The following is a 21,385-nucleotide window of genomic DNA, read 5'->3' as shown; positions in this document are numbered from 1 at the left end:
GTTTATCGTTTCCATTTGTCAAGCCAGCCCGAAGCGGCATCCATCATTTGCCGGCTGATCGAAGCGTCCTGCGAACAGTTCAAGTCCATCATATGGTTTGCGCCGGCGGCAAGCCGGTCAAAAAAGCCGCCGCTAAGCAGCAGCACGGTCACGGACGCGGCGATCATATAATGAAACAGAGGATGCCTGCTCCAGCGTTTGGCTTGCTTATCCATGTACCGCGGCTCCGTTTCCGGCAGCGCCGCGAGCACGCTTCGCATAAACGCACGCTCGTCCACAGGTTGCGGCAGCTCCTGTTCGAGGGATGACAAAGCTTCCCCATAAGCGGCAAAAGCCGCCTCATCGCCGAGCAGCAGCGCCTCCATCCGCTCCGCCGTCCCGGCTTCCACGTTCCCGCGAACATAATCGATCCACAGCCGGCGGTCCATTTTCTTCTCCACGCTCATCCCCATCCCTCCCTTGTCCAATGCCGGCGTATGTATGCCCTGGCCCGGTACAGCCTCGATTCCACCGTTTTTACCGCAAGGCTCAGGTCCGCGGCAATTTGTTCATGGCTTTTTCCCTTCAAATAAAACTCCGTCACGATTTCGCGGTGTCCCTCCGGAAGCTCGGCGATTTTGCGGCGAAGCTCCAGGTTTCGTTCCGCATCCATTAATTTAAGCAAAATCTCGTCATCCTGAACGGGAAGCTTTACAGCCAAATCGGCCGGATCCCAGTGCTCTTCCTTGCGGCGGTCGCGGCGCCGCTTCAGATCGATCGCCTTGTTGACGGCGATGCGCGTCATCCAGGTTTTAAGCCCCTGGGACCGGTATTCCGGGAGGGATTTATAGATTTGCAGGAAGGTCTCCTGAGCGGCATCCTCCGCTTCTTTGGCATCGTGCAGCACCGAGTAAGTTACGCGGTAGATGTAGGTTCCATACTCCTGAACCAGCCAGCGGAACACGCTGCGATCCCCCTGCCGGAATCTTAAAATAAACGACGCTTCGTCAATCGCTCTCCCCTCCTCCCTAACAATAGACGTCGGCCGTTCTTTCTGCCCCTGCACTCTTTTTTAATTAACGTTTAAGAACGCCGATTTTCTACAATCTTATAGGTATATCCTGTGCACCCCAAAAGAATTTTCCTAAATAAACCTTATTCGCATTAGTTATTATGTGAGTTTATCTAACATAAAAAAACGACCCTAAAACTGAACCATTCATTCCTCCATGCATAAATTAAAGTAAATTAGCCGATTTAACTTAAAAATACGGATTTTAACCGCTTACTTCAAACCATAAGCAGTTTGTCAAAAAACCTGACATAAATCTATAATCGTTTCAAGTTAACACATATTATGTCATTATACATTACATGCCATTAACTTGATCACACATCTTGGAGGCTGATCGAATGAAGAAATGGAGTTCCCGAAATTTAAAAAATTTATTGGTTGCCGGACTTGCCGTAACCGCTCTGCTGCCTAATCTGTACCTTTCTCCCGCTTCCGCCGCCGAAGCGGCCGTAAACGCCACAGCGGCAACCGAAGCGGCCAAAGAACTGCCCAAAGTTCAGGTGATCGCCACCGGCGGAACGCTCGCCGGATTATCCACGGATAAAACGAGCTTTCAGACCTATAAGGCCGGCTCGCTGCCGATCGCCGATCTGGTCGCTTCCCTCCCGAATAAAGAGCAAATCGCCGAAGTCACCACTTATCAATTCGGCAATTCCGGGTCCAGCGCCTATACGATTGAGCAATTATACGATCTATCCTTAAAAGTTGACGAAGCGCTTAAAACCCAGGACGGCGTCGTCGTAACGAGCGGAACGGACACCATGGAGGAAATCGCCTATTTCCTTGATCTGACCGTACGCAGTCCGAAACCGGTTGTCGTCACCGGATCGATGAGACCGTGGACCGTTATCGGCACGGATGCTCCGGCCAACCTGTACAACGCGATCAAGCTCGCGGCCAGCGGGAAAACGAAATATTTCGGCACCGTGCTGATGCTGAACGACGAATTCCATGCCGCCCGCGACGTGACCAAAACGAATTCCTACCGGACCGACACCTTCGTAACACCGGAGATCGGGGCGCTTGGATATATCGATGAAAACAACATCCGCGTGTACCGCGCCCCCTTTCGGGCGTTGAAGCCGGCAAGCGAATGGGCCACGCCGTTTGACCCGGGCAAAATCTCCAAAGCCGATCTGGCCAAGGTCGAAATCGCCTACTCCTATCAGGATGCCGGCCCCGGGGCGATCAGCGGTTTTGTGGCGGGCGGAGCCAAAGGGATCGTCACCGCCGGAACGGGCGCCGGCGGCATTTCCAAAGCGATGAGCGAAGAGCGTAAAGCCGCGATCGAAAAAGGCGTCGTATTCGTCACGACGACCCGCACCGGCTCGGGCAGCAATTACTCGAGCGGCGACGGCATCATCGCCGGCGACAACCTGAACGCGGCGCACGCCCGCATCCTGCTCTTGCTCTGCCTGTCCTTTACAAGCGACTTCGACACGGTCAAAGACTGGTTTACAACGATCGGCTACGGACAAATCGAACTTCCGGAAAAATAACCGGATCATACCGCTGCAAGAGGGCGAACGCGCAGCCTGTAAAGGAGGGAATCGCTATATGCGCCGGGAAAAATCGAGCCGTCTCAAAATCATGCTGGCCGTTAGCCTCGCCGCGGCGCTGCTGCTCCCCGCGGCCGTCCATGACTCGCTCCGGACGGAACGGCACAACCGGAAGTAAACGAAACCGCCCTGAACGCGATAAGTCGTTCGGGGCGGTCTTTTGGCTTAAACGTTCGATATCGAAATCCGGGAGCTATTTGTTAAACAGCTGCTCCGCGTTATCCAAAGCCATTGTCTGGCCGAGGGACGAGTAATCCAACCATTTTTGGCCGTCCAGCACGTAAACGTGTTTTTGCTTCACCGCTTTTAAATTTTGCCAAACCGCGTTTTTTTCCAGTTCCGCAAAATTGGCGGCCGCTTCGTTGCCGCTGCTGACGATAACAAATATCGCGTCGGCGTCAAAATCGGGCAACACCTCTTTGGAAATCACTTCATAAGGCTCATCTGCGGAAATTTTGTCCACGCCGTCCGCCATGCTTAGCCCCAGATCCTTGAACAAGATCGGACCGAGCGGTCTGGCGGTGCTCATCACGCGCAATTCCTTGGCGGTCATTCGAACGGCCATCACCTTGGCGTTTTCGCCCAGCTTGGCTTTGATCTTTTCGCTTACCCGCTGCGCTTTGGCGTCATAATCGGCGATAAAGCTCTCCGCTTCCGCCTCGCGGCCGAAGTATCCGGCAATTTGCTTTAAATGGTCGCGCCAGGTGCCCTCATCCAGATTGATGGAGATCGTAGGCGCGATTTTTTCGAACTTGGCGAGGTCCGCTCCCGAATACGTGGAATCGATGAAAATATAATCCGGTTTGCTGGCCAGCAGCGCTTCCATATCCGGGTCGGCAACGACGCCGTATTTAACCGTCCCTTCCAGCCGCTCCTTCACATGAGGCAGAAAATCCTTCACATCTCCGCCGATGACCGAACCGGCCGGTTTAATCCCCAGAGCCAGCAAATTATTGGTAATATGGATGGACATTGAGGCGATCTTGGCGGTCGAAGGATCGATGACGAGATCGGCGCCCGACGAAGACGGTCCGTCCCCTTTCGGATTTCCGCCTGTCCGATTGCCCGAACCGTTTGCGGCCGGCTGGCCCTCCAAATGCGCCGCCGATTTGGCGGCACCGCCGCAGGCCGTAAGTACCCCCATGATGAACATTAAAGCAAGCAGCATACTGAACATTTTTTTCATTTTCCAAGAAGACCTCCCGATAAATCTATTCATGTTTGGAACGAAACAGCAAATAAAGAAAATAAGGCCCCCCGATCAGCGAAACGACCACGCCCGCCGGAATGGAAACCGGCTGAAACAACGCCCTTCCGGCCGTATCGGCGCCGGTCAGGATAATGACGCCGATCAGCGCGGCCAAAGGCAGGAAATGTCGGTGCGCCGGACCGGCCAGCCGCTTGGCGATATGCGGGGCGATCAGGCCGATGAAGCCGATACCGCCTACCGTGGCGACGCTGATGCTGGATAAAGCGACCGCCAGCAGCAAGAGCATCATGCGCTTGAACGTCAGCTTCGTGCCGACGCCGACCGCCAATTCGTCTCCCAACCCAAACGCATCCATCGTACGGGAGTTTAAATATACGATCGGCGTCAAAACGGCGATCCAGGGCAGCAGGGTCCAGACATGAACCCACTCCCTCCCCCAGACGCTTCCCGCGAGCCAGCGGGCCGCAAACGCATAAGTCGTTTCGTCCAGATGAAGCGACAACATCAGCGTTAAAGCGCTGAGCCCCGCGCCGATGCAAATCCCTACCAAAATCAAGCGGATCGGGACGATGCCGCGGTGCCGGTCGTAAGCAACGGCAAAAATGACCAGCGCGGCGACCAGGCCGCCGGCGAAGGCAAACAGCGGAATAAACAGCGATAACGGACCTTCCATCGTCCGAAAAAAAGAAACGAACACCATCAGGCCAAACGCCGCGCCGGAATGAATGCCGAGGATCCCGGGATCGGCCAGCGCATTGCGCGATATCCCCTGCAGAACGGCCCCCGCAATGCTCAACCCCGCTCCCGCCAGGATCGTGATGATAATTCGCGGCAGCCTGTAATCGAAGAGAATCAAATTTTCCTCCGCCGTACCGTCTCCAAACAGCGTTCGCGCCACCGCCGCGGGAGACAAGCGGATTGTTCCGGTATTGATGCTGATCAGCACCACCGCGGCCGCGATTCCAAATAAAACGATGCCCGCCGCCACAGCGCGCCGCAAACGGTTTGCCGCCATTTACAGCTCCCTCCTTTCCTGCCGGGCGAGGTACAAAAAGAAGGGCACGCCGACGATGGCCACGAGAATACCGATCGCCAGCTCGCGCGGCGGATTGATCATGCGGGCTCCGAAATCGGCCCACAGCAGCAGCACCGGCCCCAGCAAAGCCGATAACCCGATAATGTTGCGGTAGTCTACGCCGGCCAGTTTTCTGACGATATGCGGAACCGCCAGGCCGACAAAGCTGATCGATCCCGCCACGGACACGGCGGAACCGGCCAGGATGACGACCGCCGCCATGCCGAGCAGCCGGATTCTTCCGATCTCTACGCCCAAACTGGCGGCGGACTCTTCGCCCAAAGCCAAAAAAGATAAAGGTCTGCCTAACGCAACAGTCCCGAGCAGCGTTAAAACGATGACCGGCGAAAGCACGCGAAGATGTTCCCAGGTCACGCCGGCCACGCCTCCGGCGTACCAGAAGGCGAGATCCTGGTTAAGGTCAAAATAAATGGCGATGCCACTGCTGACCGAACTAAGGATCGAAGCCATTACCGTCCCCGCAACCGTCAGGCGCAGCGAGGTCATTCCGCCGGCGGACAAGGCAGCCAGCGCCGTAATGATCAGACAGGCCGCGGCAGCCCCCGCAAAGGACAACAGCATGAGCCAGGAATAAGAAAGCCCCGGCAAAAAGGCGAAACTTACAGCTACCATGCAGGCCGATCCTGCGTTGATCCCAAAAATCCCCGTGTCCGCCAGCGGATTGCGCGTAATCCCCTGCATCAACGCGCCGGCCACCGCCAAAGCCGCGCCTACCAGCGCCGCTCCAAATACCCGGGGCAGCCGCAAATCATGGATGATTTGATGCGCGGTAACGGATGGATCATAACGAAAAATGGCCGAATACACCGTACCCAGCGTCATCTCTTTAGCCCCATATGATATGGCGAGGAACATCGTAACGAGCAATATCGATACAGCAGCCAGGTAGCAAAAACTTATGCGCATTACGTTTCCTGGTATTTTCATGGTCTTTTCATGGTGAAACCGAATCCTACCCTTTCCCAATTTTAGAGCTGGAACCCCAGATGCTTAAGCGTAAATCCATGTACATGATGTTGATAATGATTATCATGATCAATTATAGCTTGGCTGCCCATGAACGACAAGCCATTTATTTTTACCGATTGCTCCCATATCTGCAGTAGAGTAATATAGTAACGAGGTGATCAGTCGTGCAAACATTGCTTGCGCTTGGCGGAATCATGATGTTTATCGCCGTGGCTCTAGGCGCGTTCGGCGCCCATGCCTTGAAAAAAATCCTCACCGGGGAGCAGCAGAAGACATACCAAACCGGCGTCCAATATCATATCGCCCACGGTTTGGGGCTGGTGCTGCTGGGGCTTGCCGCCGCTCAGTCTGCGCACGCCTCGCAGATCGTCCTGGCCGGCTGGTTTCTGCTTGCCGGGATCGTGTTGTTCTCCGGCAGCCTGTATGCCCTAAGCCTGACGGGCATCCGTAAGCTTGGCGCGATCACGCCGCTCGGCGGCGTGTGCTTCCTGATCGGGTGGGCCATTTTCGCGGTGGCGGCAATTCAGGGATAAACCCCGGTCAACTTGAACAAAAGCAAGAAGGCACAAAAAACCGCCGGAGAAATTCACTCCGGCGGCAATAGAAGCTCCAGCAAAAGCATAAAGGCAAAAAATGTCTCTATTCCGGTCATATCTATCCATTTGAGAGGAAATAGAGGCGTTTTATGGCGCTATTTTTCTGGAAACGCAAGGAAATGCCCCAGTTCCGCACCTTTCATAGGGAATAAGTGCAAAAAAATCCGCTAATAGGGATAAACGTGCTCATATCCGAATAATAAGCACATAAAAATACGCTATTTCAAAGCGGTCTCCGCAAAAGCGCGCAGGCAGCGAGGCAGCGTCCCTCGTCCCTCTCTCGAGTCCCCCTCTCGATCCGAATTTAATCCTATTCAAACACGTTCAACCGCACCCGCAAAAAATTGTAGATCTCCTCGGCGATATTGGCCCGGCAGCAGGATTCAAGCCCCTCAAATCCCGGGGAGGAATTAGCTTCGCAAATTTTGTAATGGTCTCCGTCGAACAGCAGGTCGATGCCGGCAATGTCAAGGTTTAGCAGCCTTGCGGTCTCCAGCGCCAGCCACTCGATTTCCGGGTTGATTTCAAACGGCTCGACCGACCCGCCGCGGGAATAGTTTGCCTTAAAGCTGTCGTTGCCGGACATCCGCTTCATCGCCGCAACGACGCGCCCGCCGATCGTCAGTACGCGCAGGTCCATTCCCCGGCTGGACTCGACGAATTCCTGAAGGATCATCGTGGCATTTTCTTTATAAGCGTTGATCATCTCCAGCAAATCGATGAATTTCGATTTCGTTTCCGCCAAAAACACGCCGCTCCCCTGCGAGCCGGAAATCGTCTTGACGACAACCGGGAAACCCAAATGCTTCTCAACCAGGTCCACATCCACTTTCGAGCGGATCAGCATCGTTTTCGGGACGGGCAAATTGTATTCGGCTAAGATTTGCAGGGTGAAAAGCTTGTCTTTGACCGTGTCGATGCTTTGTGACGAATTAAACGTGCGCACCCCCAGCCGCTCCAAGTGGCGGATCAGCGCCAACGCGAAATAATTCGTTCCCGCACCCATCCTCGGCAGCACGAAATCGGGCAGCTGCAGCACTTCCCCGCCCACCATCACGCTTTTGCGATCGTCCCGGGTCACGATCAATTCAAACTGTTCCGGAGTAAACACCCGCACATTGACCCCTTGCTTTTCAGCCTCTTCCATCAGCCGTTTTATTTCATAGGTTTCCGGCTTTACATCATTGGCGGAGCTTTTGTAAATGATCCAGCCTTGCATACGAACGACCTCCAGTTAAATTTACAATCTCCCGATCCCATCATACGATGATAGATAGTTACTAGTATGTTTTTAAATCAAGATTCATGTAAAATGCAAAAAAAAGACCCCCGCTTTCTTCCGAAAGCGAGGGTCTCTTCTTCCTTTGTTATCGCATGCCGCCGCGAAACCGCTGCGTGTAGGCTCTTGCGTCCTCCGCCGTCCGAACGCGGTTGCGGCTCCATTCAAGCAGAATACGGTCAATGTAACGGAAATGCACTTTCCCGGCAAACACGGCTTCCTTCAAAGCCAGCAAAATGAGCTCTTCCGGATATTGATCCTGGTCCACCCAGCCGGAGATCGTTTCGCATTCCATCGGAGACAACGGGCGGGCAAATTCTTTCTCGAAAATGACGAACAGATTGCGCTCCTGGCCTTCCGGCGGCTCGGCCCCGAGCTCTTCCCGAAGCAGGTCCCTTTCCAAGGAGCTTTGCCTTTCCGCGAGAAATTGGCCCAGCCGCTCGTACATCCCCGATAAATTGTAGCGCTCCGCCTGAACTCCCGTAATCTCATCGACCGTTTCATCGATGCTGATCCAGCCTTCCTTCAGCAGGCGGCGCAAAACGGCGGCAAGCCCTCCGGGGGCGATATCCAGCCGCCGCTCCAATTGCTCCATCGAAGGAAAATCGTTTTGTTCGGCCTGCTGGAACGCCAGCAATTGGATCAGCAGCATCGCTTCCGTATCGCTTAAATGAAGATCGCGGTAATGGACCAGCAGCGGATAAGGCACAGTCACGGATCCGCTGCGCATCCCCAAAGCGATGCCCTTCATCAGCGATTTTTTACTATCGGCCATCGCCCTTGTCCCACCTTCCTCTTCCGCCGTCCGTTACGGATACAAACGATACAGCATACGCGGGAACGGAATCGTCTCCCGCACATGGTCAAGTCCGCAAATCCAGGCGACGGTGCGTTCGAGGCCAAGCCCGAATCCGGAGTGCGGCACCGAGCCATACTTCCGCAAATCCAGGTACCACTGATAGGTTTCCGGAGACAGGTTATGCTCCCGGAACCGGTCCTCCATCAATTCCGGATCGTCGATCCGCTGGGAGCCCCCGATAATTTCGCCGTATCCTTCCGGCGCAATCATATCGGCGCACAGCACCACTTCCGGCCGGTTCGGGTCCGGTTTCATGTAAAACGCCTTGATCGCCGCCGGATAATGCGTAATAAACACCGGCTTGTCGTAACGTTCCGCGATCGCCGTTTCGTGCGGCGCTCCGAAATCCTCGCCCCAAGGAATGTCGAAGCCCTGCGTATGCAAATATTCAATCGCTTCATCGTAGGTAATCCGCGGGAACGGAGCTTGGATGTTCTCCAGTTTGGAGATATCGCGTTCCAATGTCTCCAGCTCGGCGCGGCAGTTTGTCAGCACTGACCGGACGACATGGGTAACGAAATTCTCCTGGATCACCAAGCTTTCTTCATGATCCGTAAACGCCATTTCCGGTTCAATCATCCAAAATTCGATCAAATGGCGCCGCGTTTTCGATTTCTCGGCCCGGAACGTCGGACCGAAAGAGTACACTTTGCCCAGAGCCATGGCGGCCGCCTCCATGTAAAGCTGTCCGCTTTGCGTCAGATAGGCGTCTTCATCGAAATATTTCGTATGGAACAGGTTGGTTGTGCCTTCCGCGGAGGTTGGCGTCAAAATCGGAGGATCAACCAATGTAAATCCGTTTTGGTCAAAAAACTGCTGCACGGCGCGGATGATCTCCGCGCGGATGACCATGATCGCCCGCTGTTTGCTGGAACGGAGCCATAAATGACGATGGTCCATCAAGAAATCGACGCCATGTTCCTTTGGCGTTATCGGATAGTCTTCGGTCAAATGAATGATTTCCAGGCCCGTTACCGTCATTTCGTAACCGGACTTGCTGCGCGGCTCCTCGCGAATCACGCCCGTCACGTACAGCGAGGATTCCTGGGTTAAGCTTTTGGCGGCGTTCCAGGTTTCCTCGGACACTTCGTTTTTCACGACGACCGCCTGGATGTATCCCGTACCGTCCCGCAGCTGCAGAAACTGGATTTTTCCGCTGGAGCGTTTATTGTTCAGCCAACTGCCGATGACGACGGTCTCTCCGACATGCTCATTCACTTGACGAATCACGGTTTTGATCGCCATGTCTTTATCTCTCCTCTAACGTCGCAATATGGATATTTAACTTATACTCCTTTGTATGTTCGGCAATCAGCCCTTCGATTCCTGCACGATCCGGAGCGTGTCGCGGGCGATCATCAGCTCTTCGTTCGTCGGCACGACCAGAACCTCGACTTTGGAATTCGGCGTGGAGATGCGGCGCGGATCGCCGGAACGAACCTTGTTCAGCTCTTTGTCGATTTCGACCCCAAGATAAGTGAGGTTTTGGCACACCGCCTCGCGGACGATCGCCGAATTTTCGCCGACCCCAGCGGTAAAGACGATCACGTCGACGCCGTTCATCGCCGCCGCATAAGCGCCGATATATTTGCGCAGGCGGTATTCATACATTTCAAACGCGAGCGTTTCATTGGGCTTGCCGGCTTCCCAACCGTCCGTAATGTCCCGCATGTCACTGCTGCTGCCGGAAATGGCCAGAAGTCCGCTGTGCTTGTTCAACATCGAGTTCACTTCGTTCATCGTAAGTTCCTCTTTGTTCATCACGTACGGAACGATCGCCGGATCAAGGTCGCCGCTTCTCGTGCCCATGATCAAGCCTTCGAGCGGGGTCATCCCCATCGAGGTATCGACGGAGATCCCGTCTTTAACCGCGGTCAGGCTGGCGCCGTTGCCGATATGGCAAGTAATGATCTTCAGGTCTTCGATCGGGCGCTGCAAAAATTCGGCGGCCGTCTTGCTTACGTAAGCGTGAGAAGTACCGTGGAAGCCGTAACGGCGAACCTTATGCTTCTTGTAGAGCACCTTCGGAATCGCGTAGAGATAAGCTTTCTCCGGCATCGTTTGGTGAAACGCCGTGTCGAATACAACCGTGTGCGGTACGTTCGGCAGGTTCGCTTCAGCCGCGCTAATCCCCATCATGCTTGGCGGATTGTGCAGCGGCGCCAGGTCGAACAGGCGGCGGATTTCCGATTTCACTTCCCCCGTGATCAGCGCCGAGCTCTTGAAAGCTTCCCCGCCGTGAACGACGCGGTGGCCCACCGCATCGATCTCATCGATGGAGTTCAGAACGCCGTGCGTTTTGTCCACAAGTTTCTCCAGCACTTTGCGCATTGCCGTGGTGTGCTCCAAAATATCGCTGACCTCGGTAACCTCTTCCTTCCCTGTAGGTTTATGGGTCAAAATGGAGGAGTCCATGCCGATCCGTTCAACAAGGCCTTTCGCCAACACGGATTCGTCCGTCATATCATACAACTGGTATTTCAGCGAGGAACTGCCCGCGTTAATAACTAAAATTTTCACAAACGGTCACCGTCCTTATCGTATTTGAAAAATCCTTCGCCCGTTTTCACGCCCAGGTTGCCGGCGCGAACCATTTTCTTCAGCACAAAGGATGGACGGTATTTCAGTTCGCCGAATTCGCGGAACATCCGTTCCAGCGCGGCCAGCACCGAATCCAGGCCGAAGCGGTCGGCCATTTCCAGCGGCCCGTATTGGAATTGGTAGCCCATGCGCATCGCTTCGTCGATATCTTCCGCGGAAGCGACGCCTTCGCCGAGCACATGCAGCGCTTCATTGATCATAACGCAAATAATCCGGGACGTAACAAAGCCCGGGGATTCATATACCATGATGCCGCGCTTCTCCACAACTTCCTCCACGAAACGTTTCGTTTCTTCGAACGTGGAGTCCGAAGTTTTCAGGCCGCGGATAATTTCAACCAGATCGATTTTGGCAACGGGATAAATAAAGTGCATGCCAATCACCCGTTCCGGATATTTCGTGGAACCGGCGATTTCCGTCAAGCTGAGGGTCGACGTATTGCTCGCCAAAATGATATGGCTTGGGCAAACCTGATCCAACTGCTTGAAAACTTCTTTTTTGGCGTTCACATCTTCCGAAATGGTCTCGATGACCATATCGCAGGTGCCGAGTTCGGCGAAATGAGTCACTTTGTGGATCCGGGATAAAATCAGCTTTTTCTCGGCCTGCGTAATCGCCCATTTTTCGAGTTTTTTATCGAGACTCGTCTCAATCATGCTGTAAGCATGGTTCAATTTTTCGGTCGTTTCCTCCACCAGCAGCACATCGAGCCCTTTGCCCGCAAGCATTTCGCTGATGCCTTGCCCCATCGTACCGCCGCCGATGACGCCTATTTTTTTGTAATTCATGGTCCTCTCGCTCCATCCTTTCATGATCTCTGCATAATATTGTTCCCCAGATGTCGAATAATACATCTTTTACACCCAACATATAATAATATCTTAGCATGACGAAAAAGTAAAAAAAATAACCGGCATCATGTTTTATGCCGGTAAATGCACGCTGTCACGAAATTGACAACGGAATTGCTCGCCCGAAAGGCGCTCTTCTATTAATAAAATTTCGAGAGATTTGTCGAATACTGCCGAATGCTGGATCAGCATTTCTTTCGTTCTAGCGGCCAGCTCATCCAGTATCCGCGCATTTTCATGCATCAAAACCTCCGTCGTTACCATTTCCATATTCACGATGCCAAGTGAAGTCAGCCCGGAGGTCATCATCGTATGAACGATTTTCAACGCCTGCTCAAAGTCGTTGCTCGAGCCCGTGCTGCGTCCGCCGTAATAAATTTCTTCCGCGGCCGCGCCGGCCAGGGCAACCATGATTTGCCCTTCGAGATAGTCTTTGGTGTACAAATACTTTTCGTCCTGCGGATTATGCCGCACATAGCCGAGCGCCCTTCCGCGCGGGCTAAGCGCCACTTGATTCACGCTGCCCGGAGCCACGACCTCGGCGGCGATCGCGTGGCCAAGCTCATGAATCGCCACCCGGCGCTTCTCTTCCTCGTTCGCCTGGCGGTCCGTCTTCTCACCCATCATCACCTTATCGATCGCCATCGACAGATGGGGCTGCATGATCTCGGCCGCCTCTTCGCGCATCGCGTAGATGGCCGCCTCGTTCATGACGCTTTCGAGCTGCGCCCCCGAGAACCCGAACGATTCCTCGGCCACCTTCTCCAGGCTGACGCTTTCGTGCAGCGGCTTGTTCTTCCCATGCAGCTCCAAAATGTGGAGCCGGCCCTTTTTGTCGGGAAGATCGACCTGAATATGACGGTCGAACCGCCCCGGCCGGAGCAACGCGCCGTCCAGCATTTCCTTGCGGTTGGTCGCGGCGATCAGGAGAATGCGCGGCGTGTCCGACGAATAAATTCCGTCCATTTCGGTCAGCAGCTGGTTCAGCGTCTGATCGTATTCGCGCTGCTGCCCGCCTTCCCGTTTGCCGCCGATCACCTCGATCTCATCGATGAAAATGACCGCGTTCTCCTTGTTTTCTTTGGCCGCGCGCATCTTCGCTTCCTTAAACAGCTCGCGGATGCGGCTCGCGCCTACGCCGACATACATCTCCACAAATTCCGAGCCCGAAGCCGCCACGAACACCGCGTTGGTGTACTGGGCGGCGGCTTTCGCCAGCAGCGTTTTACCGGTTCCGGGAGGTCCGGTCAGCAAAATCCCCTTGATCGGCCGGATCCCGAATTTGCTGATTTCCTCATGGCGCACCATAAAATCGAGCGCTTCGCGCAATTCCTGCTTGGCGCTCTCCTGGCCGCCGATTTCCTCAAACGTCAGCTTGTCCGGGCCTCTCTGCCGGCGCTTCCGCTCCTGGGCCGCCCCAATCGCTATTCCGCCTCCGCGCATCTTGATCGCCGCAAACAACACGCCGAACAAAACAAACAAAATCACGAGCGGTACGACGTTGTAGCCAACGATCGCCAGGAACAATAGCAGCACCGGAATAAATCCTATGGCCGCCTCCACCATCCATTTACGCATTCGGCCATGCCCCCAATCGCTGTGGAGTCCGCGGCAAAATGATAAACTTGCTGGCTTGTCCGTCCGTCAGCGTAATGTAAACATTGTCCTCATCCATCTCCGCCTTGGCCGTCACTTTGGAATTCGCCTGCTCCATTTGCTCCAGCGCGGACGTAATTTCCGTATATTTCTTCGTCTCCATCGCCTGCGCCACGCTGAACAGCGCTTTCTGCCACAGCTCGTCCAGAATCGGCGAAGAATGGTCTTTCACGTCCAGCTTCAACGTCCGTCCGCCGATTTGCCGTTTTCCGTCCTGTTCGATTTTCCGCACCAGATCGCCGAGATCCGTCCCGGGTGCGAGGTCCAGCTTCACGGCAAGTTCGTTCGGCTTAATGTCCAACTGTACATCGTTTACGCCATCATAAGTTTTTACGATATTTTCCAGCGGACGCTCAATCGCCCACTGCCGATATATGAACCATCCGCCAAACAGCAATACGGCGGAAATGACAACACTCGACACAACTGGTCCAATACGCAGTTTCACGTGATGTCCCCCTTATCTATATTTCTGAAGTGGTTGCTTTTTCAAGAACCGTCGCTTAGTCGGATATATAATTTGATATATCATTTCTTATATCAAATCCACAAATAAGAGTATATCACATGATCTATCAAATATCGAAAAAAAGTATGGCTATATTTCAAATTTTAAATGGGTAGACTGCTACATATTCTCAAGCAGAAGCGGCAACTCGCCCAGATGGCCGGCGAGCCAAATCATTTCTTTGGCAAACCGGGCAGGCGGAGCGCTGTGCCGATCCATGTTTTCATGAATCCACCAAGCGCTTTCCATATACCAAAGCAGTTCCAACGAGCGGACCAATAATCCTTCCTGCAACGGGCATTCTTTGCCGTATCCTTCAAGAAACGCCGCGGCTAACGAAACGTCCAAAGTCTCCTGAAAGGCGCATGACATGACCGCCCGGGCGACGTCCAGCCAGGGATAGTCAAAATTGAGCCGGTCAAAATCCAAAATAGCCGATAAGCGATCATCGTCGAACAACAGGTTGTCCGCCCACAAATCGCGGTGCGCCCAGCCTTGCCGGATCCCCTCAAACCTTTGCGGATCCACCGATTCCGTGGCCAGCAGTTGTTTTTCGACAGGTTCGAGAATATCGGTTTTGCCTGACGATTCCGCTTCAGCCCGGACCGCTTTCCAATGAGCCAAACGTTCCTCACGGCTAGGCGGGATAAATTGCGGGGCCTGTCCCCTTCCAAGCGTCCCGTCGTTTAGCAGCAGGTGCATTTTCCCCGTCATTCTCCCCAAATCATGAATTTGGGAGGCGTTGGCTTCCCCGGGAGAGATCAATTTGCCTTTGCAATATTGCATGGCCACGAACTTCTCCCCACACTCGGACTCCAGCATGATTTGGTCTTGGTATGTAAAAAGCTGAGGACAGGCGATACCTTGGCGGAATAATCTGATTTGTTCGGAAAGCGCCGTCGAAAGCTGGCTTGGATTGTACAGCCGGTACCTCTCCTTATTGTATTGTTTTAGCACGTATTCTCCGGAATCCGTTTCAACTTTCCACTTTAAATTAAGCCAGCCGCGTTTGATTGGGGTTGCTTGCAGGATACGCAATCCAAAATAATCCTGGAACGATTTCATTACATCGTTATAAATCCTTTGCTCGCACGGCGGTTGATCGGAATTCACCAAGCGCATGCCCTCCTAATATGAAAATATTAAAATTCAATCGAACGTATGTTTTCATATTACAAAAAACGGCCTCCACGTCCAAGTTGCTGAACATAGAAACCGTATGCTTCAAATCTCCTATTCGGTTCACTTCATGGCGGATCAGCGGTTCGGAAGCGTAAATACATCGTTCAACGCCTCACCGGTGCCGAAATCGTAAAAACGGTAGTAGTGGTGATCCTTTTGTTTATAAAACAGCTGCCATACCAGCCGTTCATTGTAGATGCCGGGCACCAGCCTGACGATAGTAATCCCGGGCAGGCTTTCGTTAATGATCGTCCGCACCCGGGTCTCCGACACACCTTCCGAGAGCAGCCGCACCACGGGTTCATGACCTTCCCGGAGCCATACCATCATCTCCCGGCCTGACCCGTCTTTGCCCTGGACCACCCAGCACACATCGTCCCACACCGATTTCCACACTTTATCGCCCTGGACCAGGTCCGTCTCCTGTTTCGCCTGCTCAATCACTGCATTTTCGCTTGCCCAGGTATCCTGAAGAACGTAGATATAAAAACGGTGAAGGGCAAAAAGCACGATCACTAAAATCAGCAGCGAAAGCAGGAGCCACTTGGTTCTCTTTCTCAACCTTCTCTTCCTTTCCCCTGTAGCCAGTCGTCTAAACCCACATTCGCGCACATTCGCACAGTCGCAGAAAAATAACGTTAATTCCGGTCGTTATTCCGCCGTTTTTCCTCCGCATCGTTAAAATAACGGCTATGTTAGTTCTTATTTTCCCCGAGGACGGCGATATCGTCAATATCACGGCCTATGCCGGGAAATAGCGACAAAAAAGTCCCTTATTGCAGCGGAAACCTCTTCAAATCCGAAAATAACGCCCTTTTTTACCGCTAAATCGCCGTAATTACAGGCACAGCCACAGGTGCAGCCACGAACATGACACGTCCACGTCCACGGCCGCAGCTGCACGCGCCATTCAAAAAGCAGCAAGCAACCAGTGCCAAGCCTCCAAGCGCCTACCGGGCCAGCAGCCCTTCGAAGGCCTCTTGCGCCTCGCGCCGGATACGCTCCTCGTCGAGGGTGAGGCAAGCCCCGTGTTTGACCAACTGCTCGCCGTTAACCCACACATGCTCTACATCTTTGGAGCCGGCCGAATAGACGACATGGGAAACGTAATCCGTCTTCGGCAGGAAATGGGCCTGTTCCGTATTCAGCGCGATAAAATCCGCCTTCATGCCGGCCGCGAGTTTCCCCGTATTCGCCAAGAACACCGACTTCGCCCCGTATTCCGTGCCCATTTTGAGGGCTTCCAGCGCCGGAACGGCGGTAGGATCGCCGGAAACGCCTTTGTGGATCAACGCGGCGAGGCGGACCTCCTCGAGCATATCGAGGTTGTTGTTGCTGGCGGCGCCGTCCGTTCCAAGCGAAACGACCACGCCTTTGCCAAGCAGTGCCGGCACCCGCGCCACGCCGCTGGCCAGCTTCAGGTTGCTGCCGGGATTGTGCGACACCGCCACGTTATGGGCCGCCAAAATATCGATCTCCTCATCGGTCAAATGCACGGCGTGAGCAAGCAGCGACGGACGGGAGAACATCCCGAGGTTCAGCAAATGCTGAACGGGTCTGACCCCGTAATCGTTCACGTTTTGCTCCACTTCCGCCCGCGTCTCCGACATATGCGTATGCATCGGCAGATCCAGATCATTAGCCGCTTGCACGAATTTCTCGAAAAATTCCGGCGGACAGGTGTACGGCCCGTGCGGCGAAATCATCGCCGTGATTCGGCCGTCCGCCTGACCGTGCCAATTTTTCGCAAACGCGATCGCTTCGTTCAGCTTCTGCTGCTGCACGTCCGGCGGGCACAACCCGATGACGCCGCGCATCAGCACGGCGCGGATGCCCGACTGCTGAACCACTTTGGCCACTTCATCCATATGGTCGTACATGTCCAGGAACGTGGTCGTTCCGCCTTTCAGCATCTCCAGCACGGACAACGCCGTCCCAGCGTACACATCGCCGGCGGTGAACTTGGCTTCCATCGGCCACATTTTTTCCTGAAGCCAGGTCTGCAGCACCATGTCGTCGCCGTATCCGCGCAGCAGCGACATCGCCGCGTGGCCGTGCGTGTTGATCAGCCCCGGCATGAACAGCAGCCCTTTTCCGTCGAAGGTTTCCGCGTCTTCCGCCCCTTCAGGAAGCTGCTCGCCGATATAGGAAATCGTATCGCCCTCAACGAGCATATAGCCCTGTACAATGGAACGATCTTGTTCGAACACGACAAAGGTTCCGTTCTTGATTAACCATTTACGACTCATGGGCAGGTTGTTCCTTTCCGTTTCCATCATTCAAATAATAAGCCAGACTGAGCAAATCGGTCGTGAAATCGGCGGCATGGATGCGGACTTCCGGCGGCACCTTCAAAATCGTCGGAGCGAAGTTCAGAATGGCCCCGATTCCCGCCGCCACCAATTGATCCGCCACGCGCTGCGCTTCGTAATCCGGGACGGTAATGATCCCGATCCGGACATTTTTCTCCCGCACCGTTTCCGTCAGCTCTTCGATCGGCTGGATCGTGATGTTGTTGATTTGCGTGCCGATCTTGGCCGGAGAGGCGTCAAACACCGCCACGATTTTCATGTTGTCTTTCAAATAAGCGTTGTAATTCGAAAGCGCCTGCCCCAAATTACCGGCGCCGACCAGCGCAACGTTGATCTGCTGGTCCAGGTTGAGGATTTGCTGGATTTTCTCGATCAAATACGCGACATCGTAGCCGATGCCCTTTCGCCCGAAATCGCCGAAGTAGGCCAGATCCTTGCGGATCTGGGCCGGGTTGAGGTCCAGCTTCTGGCCGAGCTCCTGCGAGGACACCGTAGGCACTTCGCGCCGGCTCAGCTCGTTGAGGAACCGCAAATACACCGGCAGCCGGCGGACGACGGCATCGGAAATTTTTTCGGATTTCATACGTTTATCCCCCTATTCTGACGCGGACTTAGAGACGTTTTCGTCTCCCGGATTTAACCATTCCGATATGCGCGGAACCATCTGAGTGAGCGGCATATGCTCCATCTTCGGCCCGGGCAGTGAATATAAAAAGTATTTCCCGTAGTAAGACTCCAAGATGCGGGTATCGTAAACAACCACGATCCCCCGGTCCAGCGAGGAGCGGACGAGCCTGCCGAATCCCTGCTTGAAGCGGATGACCGCCTGGGGCACGGACAGTTTCATGAAAGGATTTTTCTTCTCCTTCTGCAGCCGTTCGCTTTTCGCTTCCACCAGCGGATGGTTGGGGGGCTGGAAGGGCAGGCGGACGATCGCCAGGCTCGTCAACGCTTCGCCCGGAATGTCCACGCCTTCCCAGAAGCTGCTCGTCCCCAGCAGCACGGACGCCGCCTGGCCCTGAAAGCGCCGGGTCAGCTTGCTGCGGCTGCCGCTGTCCATCCCCTGGCCGATGACCGTGATTCCTTGCGCCGACAATAGCTCCTTCAACGGCTCGTAAACCTGCCGCAGCATCCGGTAGGATGTGAACAGCACCAGCATGCGGCCTTGCGTCGCAACCGCGGTATCGGCGAGCGAACGCACCAGCGTGCTGACGAAATGGTCGTCGCCCACGCTCCCCTTTACGCTCGGAAAATCGCGCGGGATGACGAGCAGCGCCTGGCTGCGGTAATCAAACGGCGACGGCAGCATCGCCGTGTTCAGCCGTCCTTCCCCGGCCGCTTCCGTCAGTCCCAGCTGTTCGATCATATACTGGAACGACTTGTCGACCGACAGCGTCGCCGAGGTCATCACCACGCTTTTTTTTCTGTCGAAAAAGTATTCCTTCAATTGCGCGCTAACGTCGATCGGAACGGCATACATCTGCAGGGAGCGGCTGCGGAAATTCCCGTTCGCTTCCATCCAGTACACCGTCTCCTCGTTCTCCAGCTTCATGAAGAAACGCAGGGCCTCCCGCTCGTTGGCCAAATCCTTGAATAACCCGTTGATGTCGGTCAGGAGGCTTTCGGAACCGTAATCCTCCTGCTCTTCCCGGATTTGCGCCAGCATCCGGTCGCCTTTGCGGAGCACGTCCCCTAGCGAGACATAGATCTGGTTCTCCAGCGCCAGCAGCTTATCCCATTCTTTCGGTTTCTTTAGCGGAAGCAGGCGGTAAACGAATTGGCCCGGATCGCCGGGCGCGGCGTCGCTCCGTTCCGGCATCAGGGCAAACAGCAGCTCGCTGAGCTTGTCCCAGCTTTCCTTCACATCGATCAGCGTCGGGTACATTTCGTCGATGACCTGGCACCATTCGCCCGTTTTTTCGCCCCCTGCCGCCTGCAAAGCGATGCGGAGATTTGGCAGCTGGCCGGTCTTGCTGTCTTTAAACAGCCGGGTGAGCGTATGAATGACAGTAAAATACTTCATATGAATGCCCAGGTGTTTCCCCGCCACATCCTCCAAATGATGGGCCTCGTCGATGACCAGACGCTCGTATCCCGGCAGCAGCTGATGCCCGGCCTGGATATCGGTAAACAGCTTGGAGTGGTTCGTAATGACCACATCGGCGACCCCGGCTTCATGTTTGGCCCGATGGTAGAAGCATTTGCGGAACCATGGACAGGACCGCCCGAGACAGGAGTCCGACTCGCTGGCCACCGTTTCCCAGAAATCGCCGCCGCGATTGCCCAAATTGAGCTCTTCATCGTCGCCGTTGACCGTTTGCGTCAGCCACACTACCATTTGCGCCGCCGTCATCACCTCTTCTTTCGGCGTGGCAAAGTCTCTTCTATTTATTTTATGTTCAAATTTGCGCAAGCACAAATAATGCTGCCTGCCTTTAAATACGGCAGCCAGGAAAGGAAACGGCACCACCTCGGCGAGCAGCGGAACGTCTCTTTCCCGAAGCTGCTCCTGCAGGTTGATGGTATGCGTGCTGACCATTACTTTTTCTTCCCGTTTGACGCTATGGTAGATCGCGGGCAGCAAGTAACCAAGCGATTTCCCCGTTCCGGTCCCCGCTTCGATCAGCAGATGCTTGTCATCGTTAAAAGCCCGGCTCACTTCCTCCAGCATCTTGTTCTGAGCATCGCGCTCCTCGTATTGGGGCAGCCTTTCGCGCAGCCGCTCCCTCACCTGCTCCATGAACTGCTCAAAGGACACACCCTCCAGCGGATTGTCCGCCATAGCGCCCCGCGGAGATTCGATATCCATCCAATCCTCGGCCTGCAGCGCGAACTGGCGATAAAAGATGTAACCGTCATCGCTTTGCTCCGTTTCGCGTTCCTTCTCCTGGACCATGGCATCGAAAAACCAGCCGAGGTCGCTGTCCTCGCCCGCAAACAAATCCGCCAGGCGCTGCAGGGTCAACAGCGGCAGCCGCTCGCATTCCTCCAGGCATTTCAGAAAAATCAGCGCCGTCGCCAAGGCGTCGCTGTCCGCCTGGTGCGGACGCTCGTGCTGCACCTCGAATTCGGCGGCCACAAGCCCCAGCTGATAGGAGGTCAGCGAAGGAAAGAGGATTTTCAGGAAGTCCATCGTATCCAGAATCCGCCCCGTAAACGGCAGATAACCCGTTTTGTCCAAAGCGCTTTGCAGATAGTTGAAGTCGAAAGCGACATTGTGCCCGACCAGCACTACATCGTTCAGCAGCGGAACCATCTCCATCATCACTTCGTCGAGGTCCGGCGCATCCTTGACATCGTCTTCGGTGATGCCGGTCAACCCCGTGATGAACGGCGGAATCGGTATTCCCGGTTTGACGAAGGAGTTGTATACCTGCGAAATCGACTTATCCGGTTCTATAATGGCAAGTCCCACTTGAATAATTTCATCGGAGGACTGGTTGCCCGTCGTTTCAAAATCGAGCACGGCATATTTCATTGCTTTTTAAGTCCCTTTCGTTCCAGTCTCTAATACAGCATAACAGAAGAAGAGCGATTTGAAAATTCATGCCGGGCGTTATGTGTAATTAAAATCACAAAATAAAAGAGCGATGCGCCCGCGCTCATGGGCGGACTTACGCATCGCTCAACCGGTTCTGCCATAAAAAGTTCGA

At 54.5% G+C, this 21,385-nt stretch carries 19 protein-coding genes; 2 read left to right on the top strand and 17 right to left on the bottom strand.

Annotated features, from left to right (window positions below):
• Window positions 1–2: 2 nt before the first annotated feature.
• On the bottom strand, window positions 3–446 hold the full coding sequence (locus NYE74_RS16530; protein WP_051985389.1) for a hypothetical protein: 444 nt from the start codon (window positions 444–446) through the stop codon (window positions 3–5).
• Complete coding sequence (locus NYE74_RS16525; RefSeq protein ID WP_227872855.1) at window positions 443–943, bottom strand: RNA polymerase sigma factor; 501 nt, start codon at window positions 941–943, stop codon at window positions 443–445. The genes NYE74_RS16530 and NYE74_RS16525 overlap by 4 nt, the downstream gene beginning before the upstream one ends.
• Window positions 944–1,392: 449 nt before the next feature.
• On the opposite strand from NYE74_RS16525, the gene NYE74_RS16520 reads away from it, so the two are divergent.
• Complete coding sequence (locus tag NYE74_RS16520; RefSeq protein WP_270619981.1) at window positions 1,393–2,553, top strand: asparaginase; 1,161 nt, start codon at window positions 1,393–1,395, stop codon at window positions 2,551–2,553.
• 253 nt (window positions 2,554–2,806) lie between these two features.
• Here the strand turns inward: NYE74_RS16520 and NYE74_RS16515 are convergent, their stop codons facing one another.
• Genes NYE74_RS16515 through NYE74_RS16505 form a run of 3 tightly spaced genes read right to left on the bottom strand, consistent with a single transcriptional unit; the run spans window position 2,807 to window position 5,825 of the window.
• Window positions 2,807–3,799 (bottom strand): iron-hydroxamate ABC transporter substrate-binding protein, encoded by a 993-nt coding sequence (locus NYE74_RS16515; RefSeq protein WP_036622045.1) that lies wholly within the window; start codon window positions 3,797–3,799, stop codon window positions 2,807–2,809.
• Window positions 3,800–3,824: 25 nt separating this feature from the next.
• Window positions 3,825–4,838 carry a FecCD family ABC transporter permease gene (locus NYE74_RS16510; protein ID WP_036622042.1) on the bottom strand — a complete coding sequence of 338 codons (1,014 nt, stop codon included), beginning with the start codon at window positions 4,836–4,838 and terminating at the stop codon, window positions 3,825–3,827.
• A complete protein-coding gene (locus tag NYE74_RS16505) occupies window positions 4,839–5,825 on the bottom strand; it encodes a FecCD family ABC transporter permease (protein WP_227872854.1) in 987 nt (328 codons plus the stop codon).
• A gap of 227 nt (window positions 5,826–6,052) precedes the next feature.
• On the opposite strand from NYE74_RS16505, the gene NYE74_RS16500 reads away from it, so the two are divergent.
• Entirely contained in the window at window positions 6,053–6,421 is a 369-nt protein-coding gene (locus NYE74_RS16500; RefSeq protein ID WP_036622037.1) for a DUF423 domain-containing protein, read from the top strand.
• Between the two features lie 373 nt (window positions 6,422–6,794).
• Here NYE74_RS16500 and NYE74_RS16495 read toward each other — a convergent pair whose 3' ends face one another.
• The 12 genes from NYE74_RS16495 to dinG form a co-directional block, all read right to left on the bottom strand.
• A complete protein-coding gene (locus NYE74_RS16495) occupies window positions 6,795–7,703 on the bottom strand; it encodes an ATP-grasp domain-containing protein (protein ID WP_036622036.1) in 909 nt (302 codons plus the stop codon).
• A gap of 148 nt (window positions 7,704–7,851) precedes the next feature.
• Window positions 7,852–8,538, bottom strand: coding sequence for a DnaD domain-containing protein (locus NYE74_RS16490; protein ID WP_036622035.1), 687 nt, complete (start codon window positions 8,536–8,538; stop codon window positions 7,852–7,854).
• Between the two features lie 33 nt (window positions 8,539–8,571).
• Complete coding sequence (asnS, locus tag NYE74_RS16485; protein WP_036622032.1) at window positions 8,572–9,867, bottom strand: asparagine--tRNA ligase; 1,296 nt, start codon at window positions 9,865–9,867, stop codon at window positions 8,572–8,574.
• A 66-nt stretch (window positions 9,868–9,933) separates the two neighbouring features.
• Window positions 9,934–11,142, bottom strand: coding sequence for an acetate/propionate family kinase (locus tag NYE74_RS16480; protein WP_036622030.1), 1,209 nt, complete (start codon window positions 11,140–11,142; stop codon window positions 9,934–9,936).
• Window positions 11,139–12,011: a 3-hydroxyacyl-CoA dehydrogenase family protein gene (locus NYE74_RS16475; protein ID WP_036622025.1), complete on the bottom strand. Its 873-nt coding sequence runs from the start codon at window positions 12,009–12,011 to the stop codon at window positions 11,139–11,141. The genes NYE74_RS16480 and NYE74_RS16475 overlap by 4 nt, the downstream gene beginning before the upstream one ends.
• A 135-nt stretch (window positions 12,012–12,146) precedes the next feature.
• Window positions 12,147–13,652: an AAA family ATPase gene (locus NYE74_RS16470; protein ID WP_036622023.1), complete on the bottom strand. Its 1,506-nt coding sequence runs from the start codon at window positions 13,650–13,652 to the stop codon at window positions 12,147–12,149.
• Window positions 13,645–14,178, bottom strand: coding sequence for a hypothetical protein (locus tag NYE74_RS16465; protein ID WP_036622021.1), 534 nt, complete (start codon window positions 14,176–14,178; stop codon window positions 13,645–13,647). Before NYE74_RS16465 ends, NYE74_RS16470 begins: the two co-directional genes overlap by 8 nt.
• Window positions 14,179–14,358: 180 nt before the next feature.
• Window positions 14,359–15,360 (bottom strand): phosphotransferase, encoded by a 1,002-nt coding sequence (locus NYE74_RS16460; RefSeq protein ID WP_124332679.1) that lies wholly within the window; start codon window positions 15,358–15,360, stop codon window positions 14,359–14,361.
• Window positions 15,361–15,495: 135 nt separating this feature from the next.
• The gene (locus tag NYE74_RS16455) at window positions 15,496–15,981 is read right to left on the bottom strand and encodes a cell wall elongation regulator TseB-like domain-containing protein (protein WP_036622019.1); all 486 of its coding nucleotides are present in this window, start codon (window positions 15,979–15,981) and stop codon (window positions 15,496–15,498) included.
• Window positions 15,982–16,370: 389 nt separating this feature from the next.
• Window positions 16,371–17,669, bottom strand: coding sequence for an amidohydrolase (locus NYE74_RS16450; protein ID WP_036622018.1), 1,299 nt, complete (start codon window positions 17,667–17,669; stop codon window positions 16,371–16,373).
• A complete protein-coding gene (locus tag NYE74_RS16445; RefSeq protein ID WP_124332678.1) occupies window positions 17,659–18,315 on the bottom strand; it encodes a redox-sensing transcriptional repressor Rex in 657 nt (218 codons plus the stop codon). The genes NYE74_RS16450 and NYE74_RS16445 overlap by 11 nt, the downstream gene beginning before the upstream one ends.
• Before the next feature lie 12 nt (window positions 18,316–18,327).
• On the bottom strand, window positions 18,328–21,210 hold the full coding sequence (gene dinG / locus NYE74_RS16440) for an ATP-dependent DNA helicase DinG (RefSeq protein ID WP_124332677.1): 2,883 nt from the start codon (window positions 21,208–21,210) through the stop codon (window positions 18,328–18,330).
• Window positions 21,211–21,385 lie beyond the last annotated feature (175 nt).

The organism is Paenibacillus sp. FSL P4-0127 (assembly GCF_038007325.1).
GTDB lineage: Bacteria > Bacillota > Bacilli > Paenibacillales > Paenibacillaceae > Fontibacillus > Fontibacillus macerans.
This window is presented reverse-complemented; position numbering and strand designations above follow the sequence as displayed.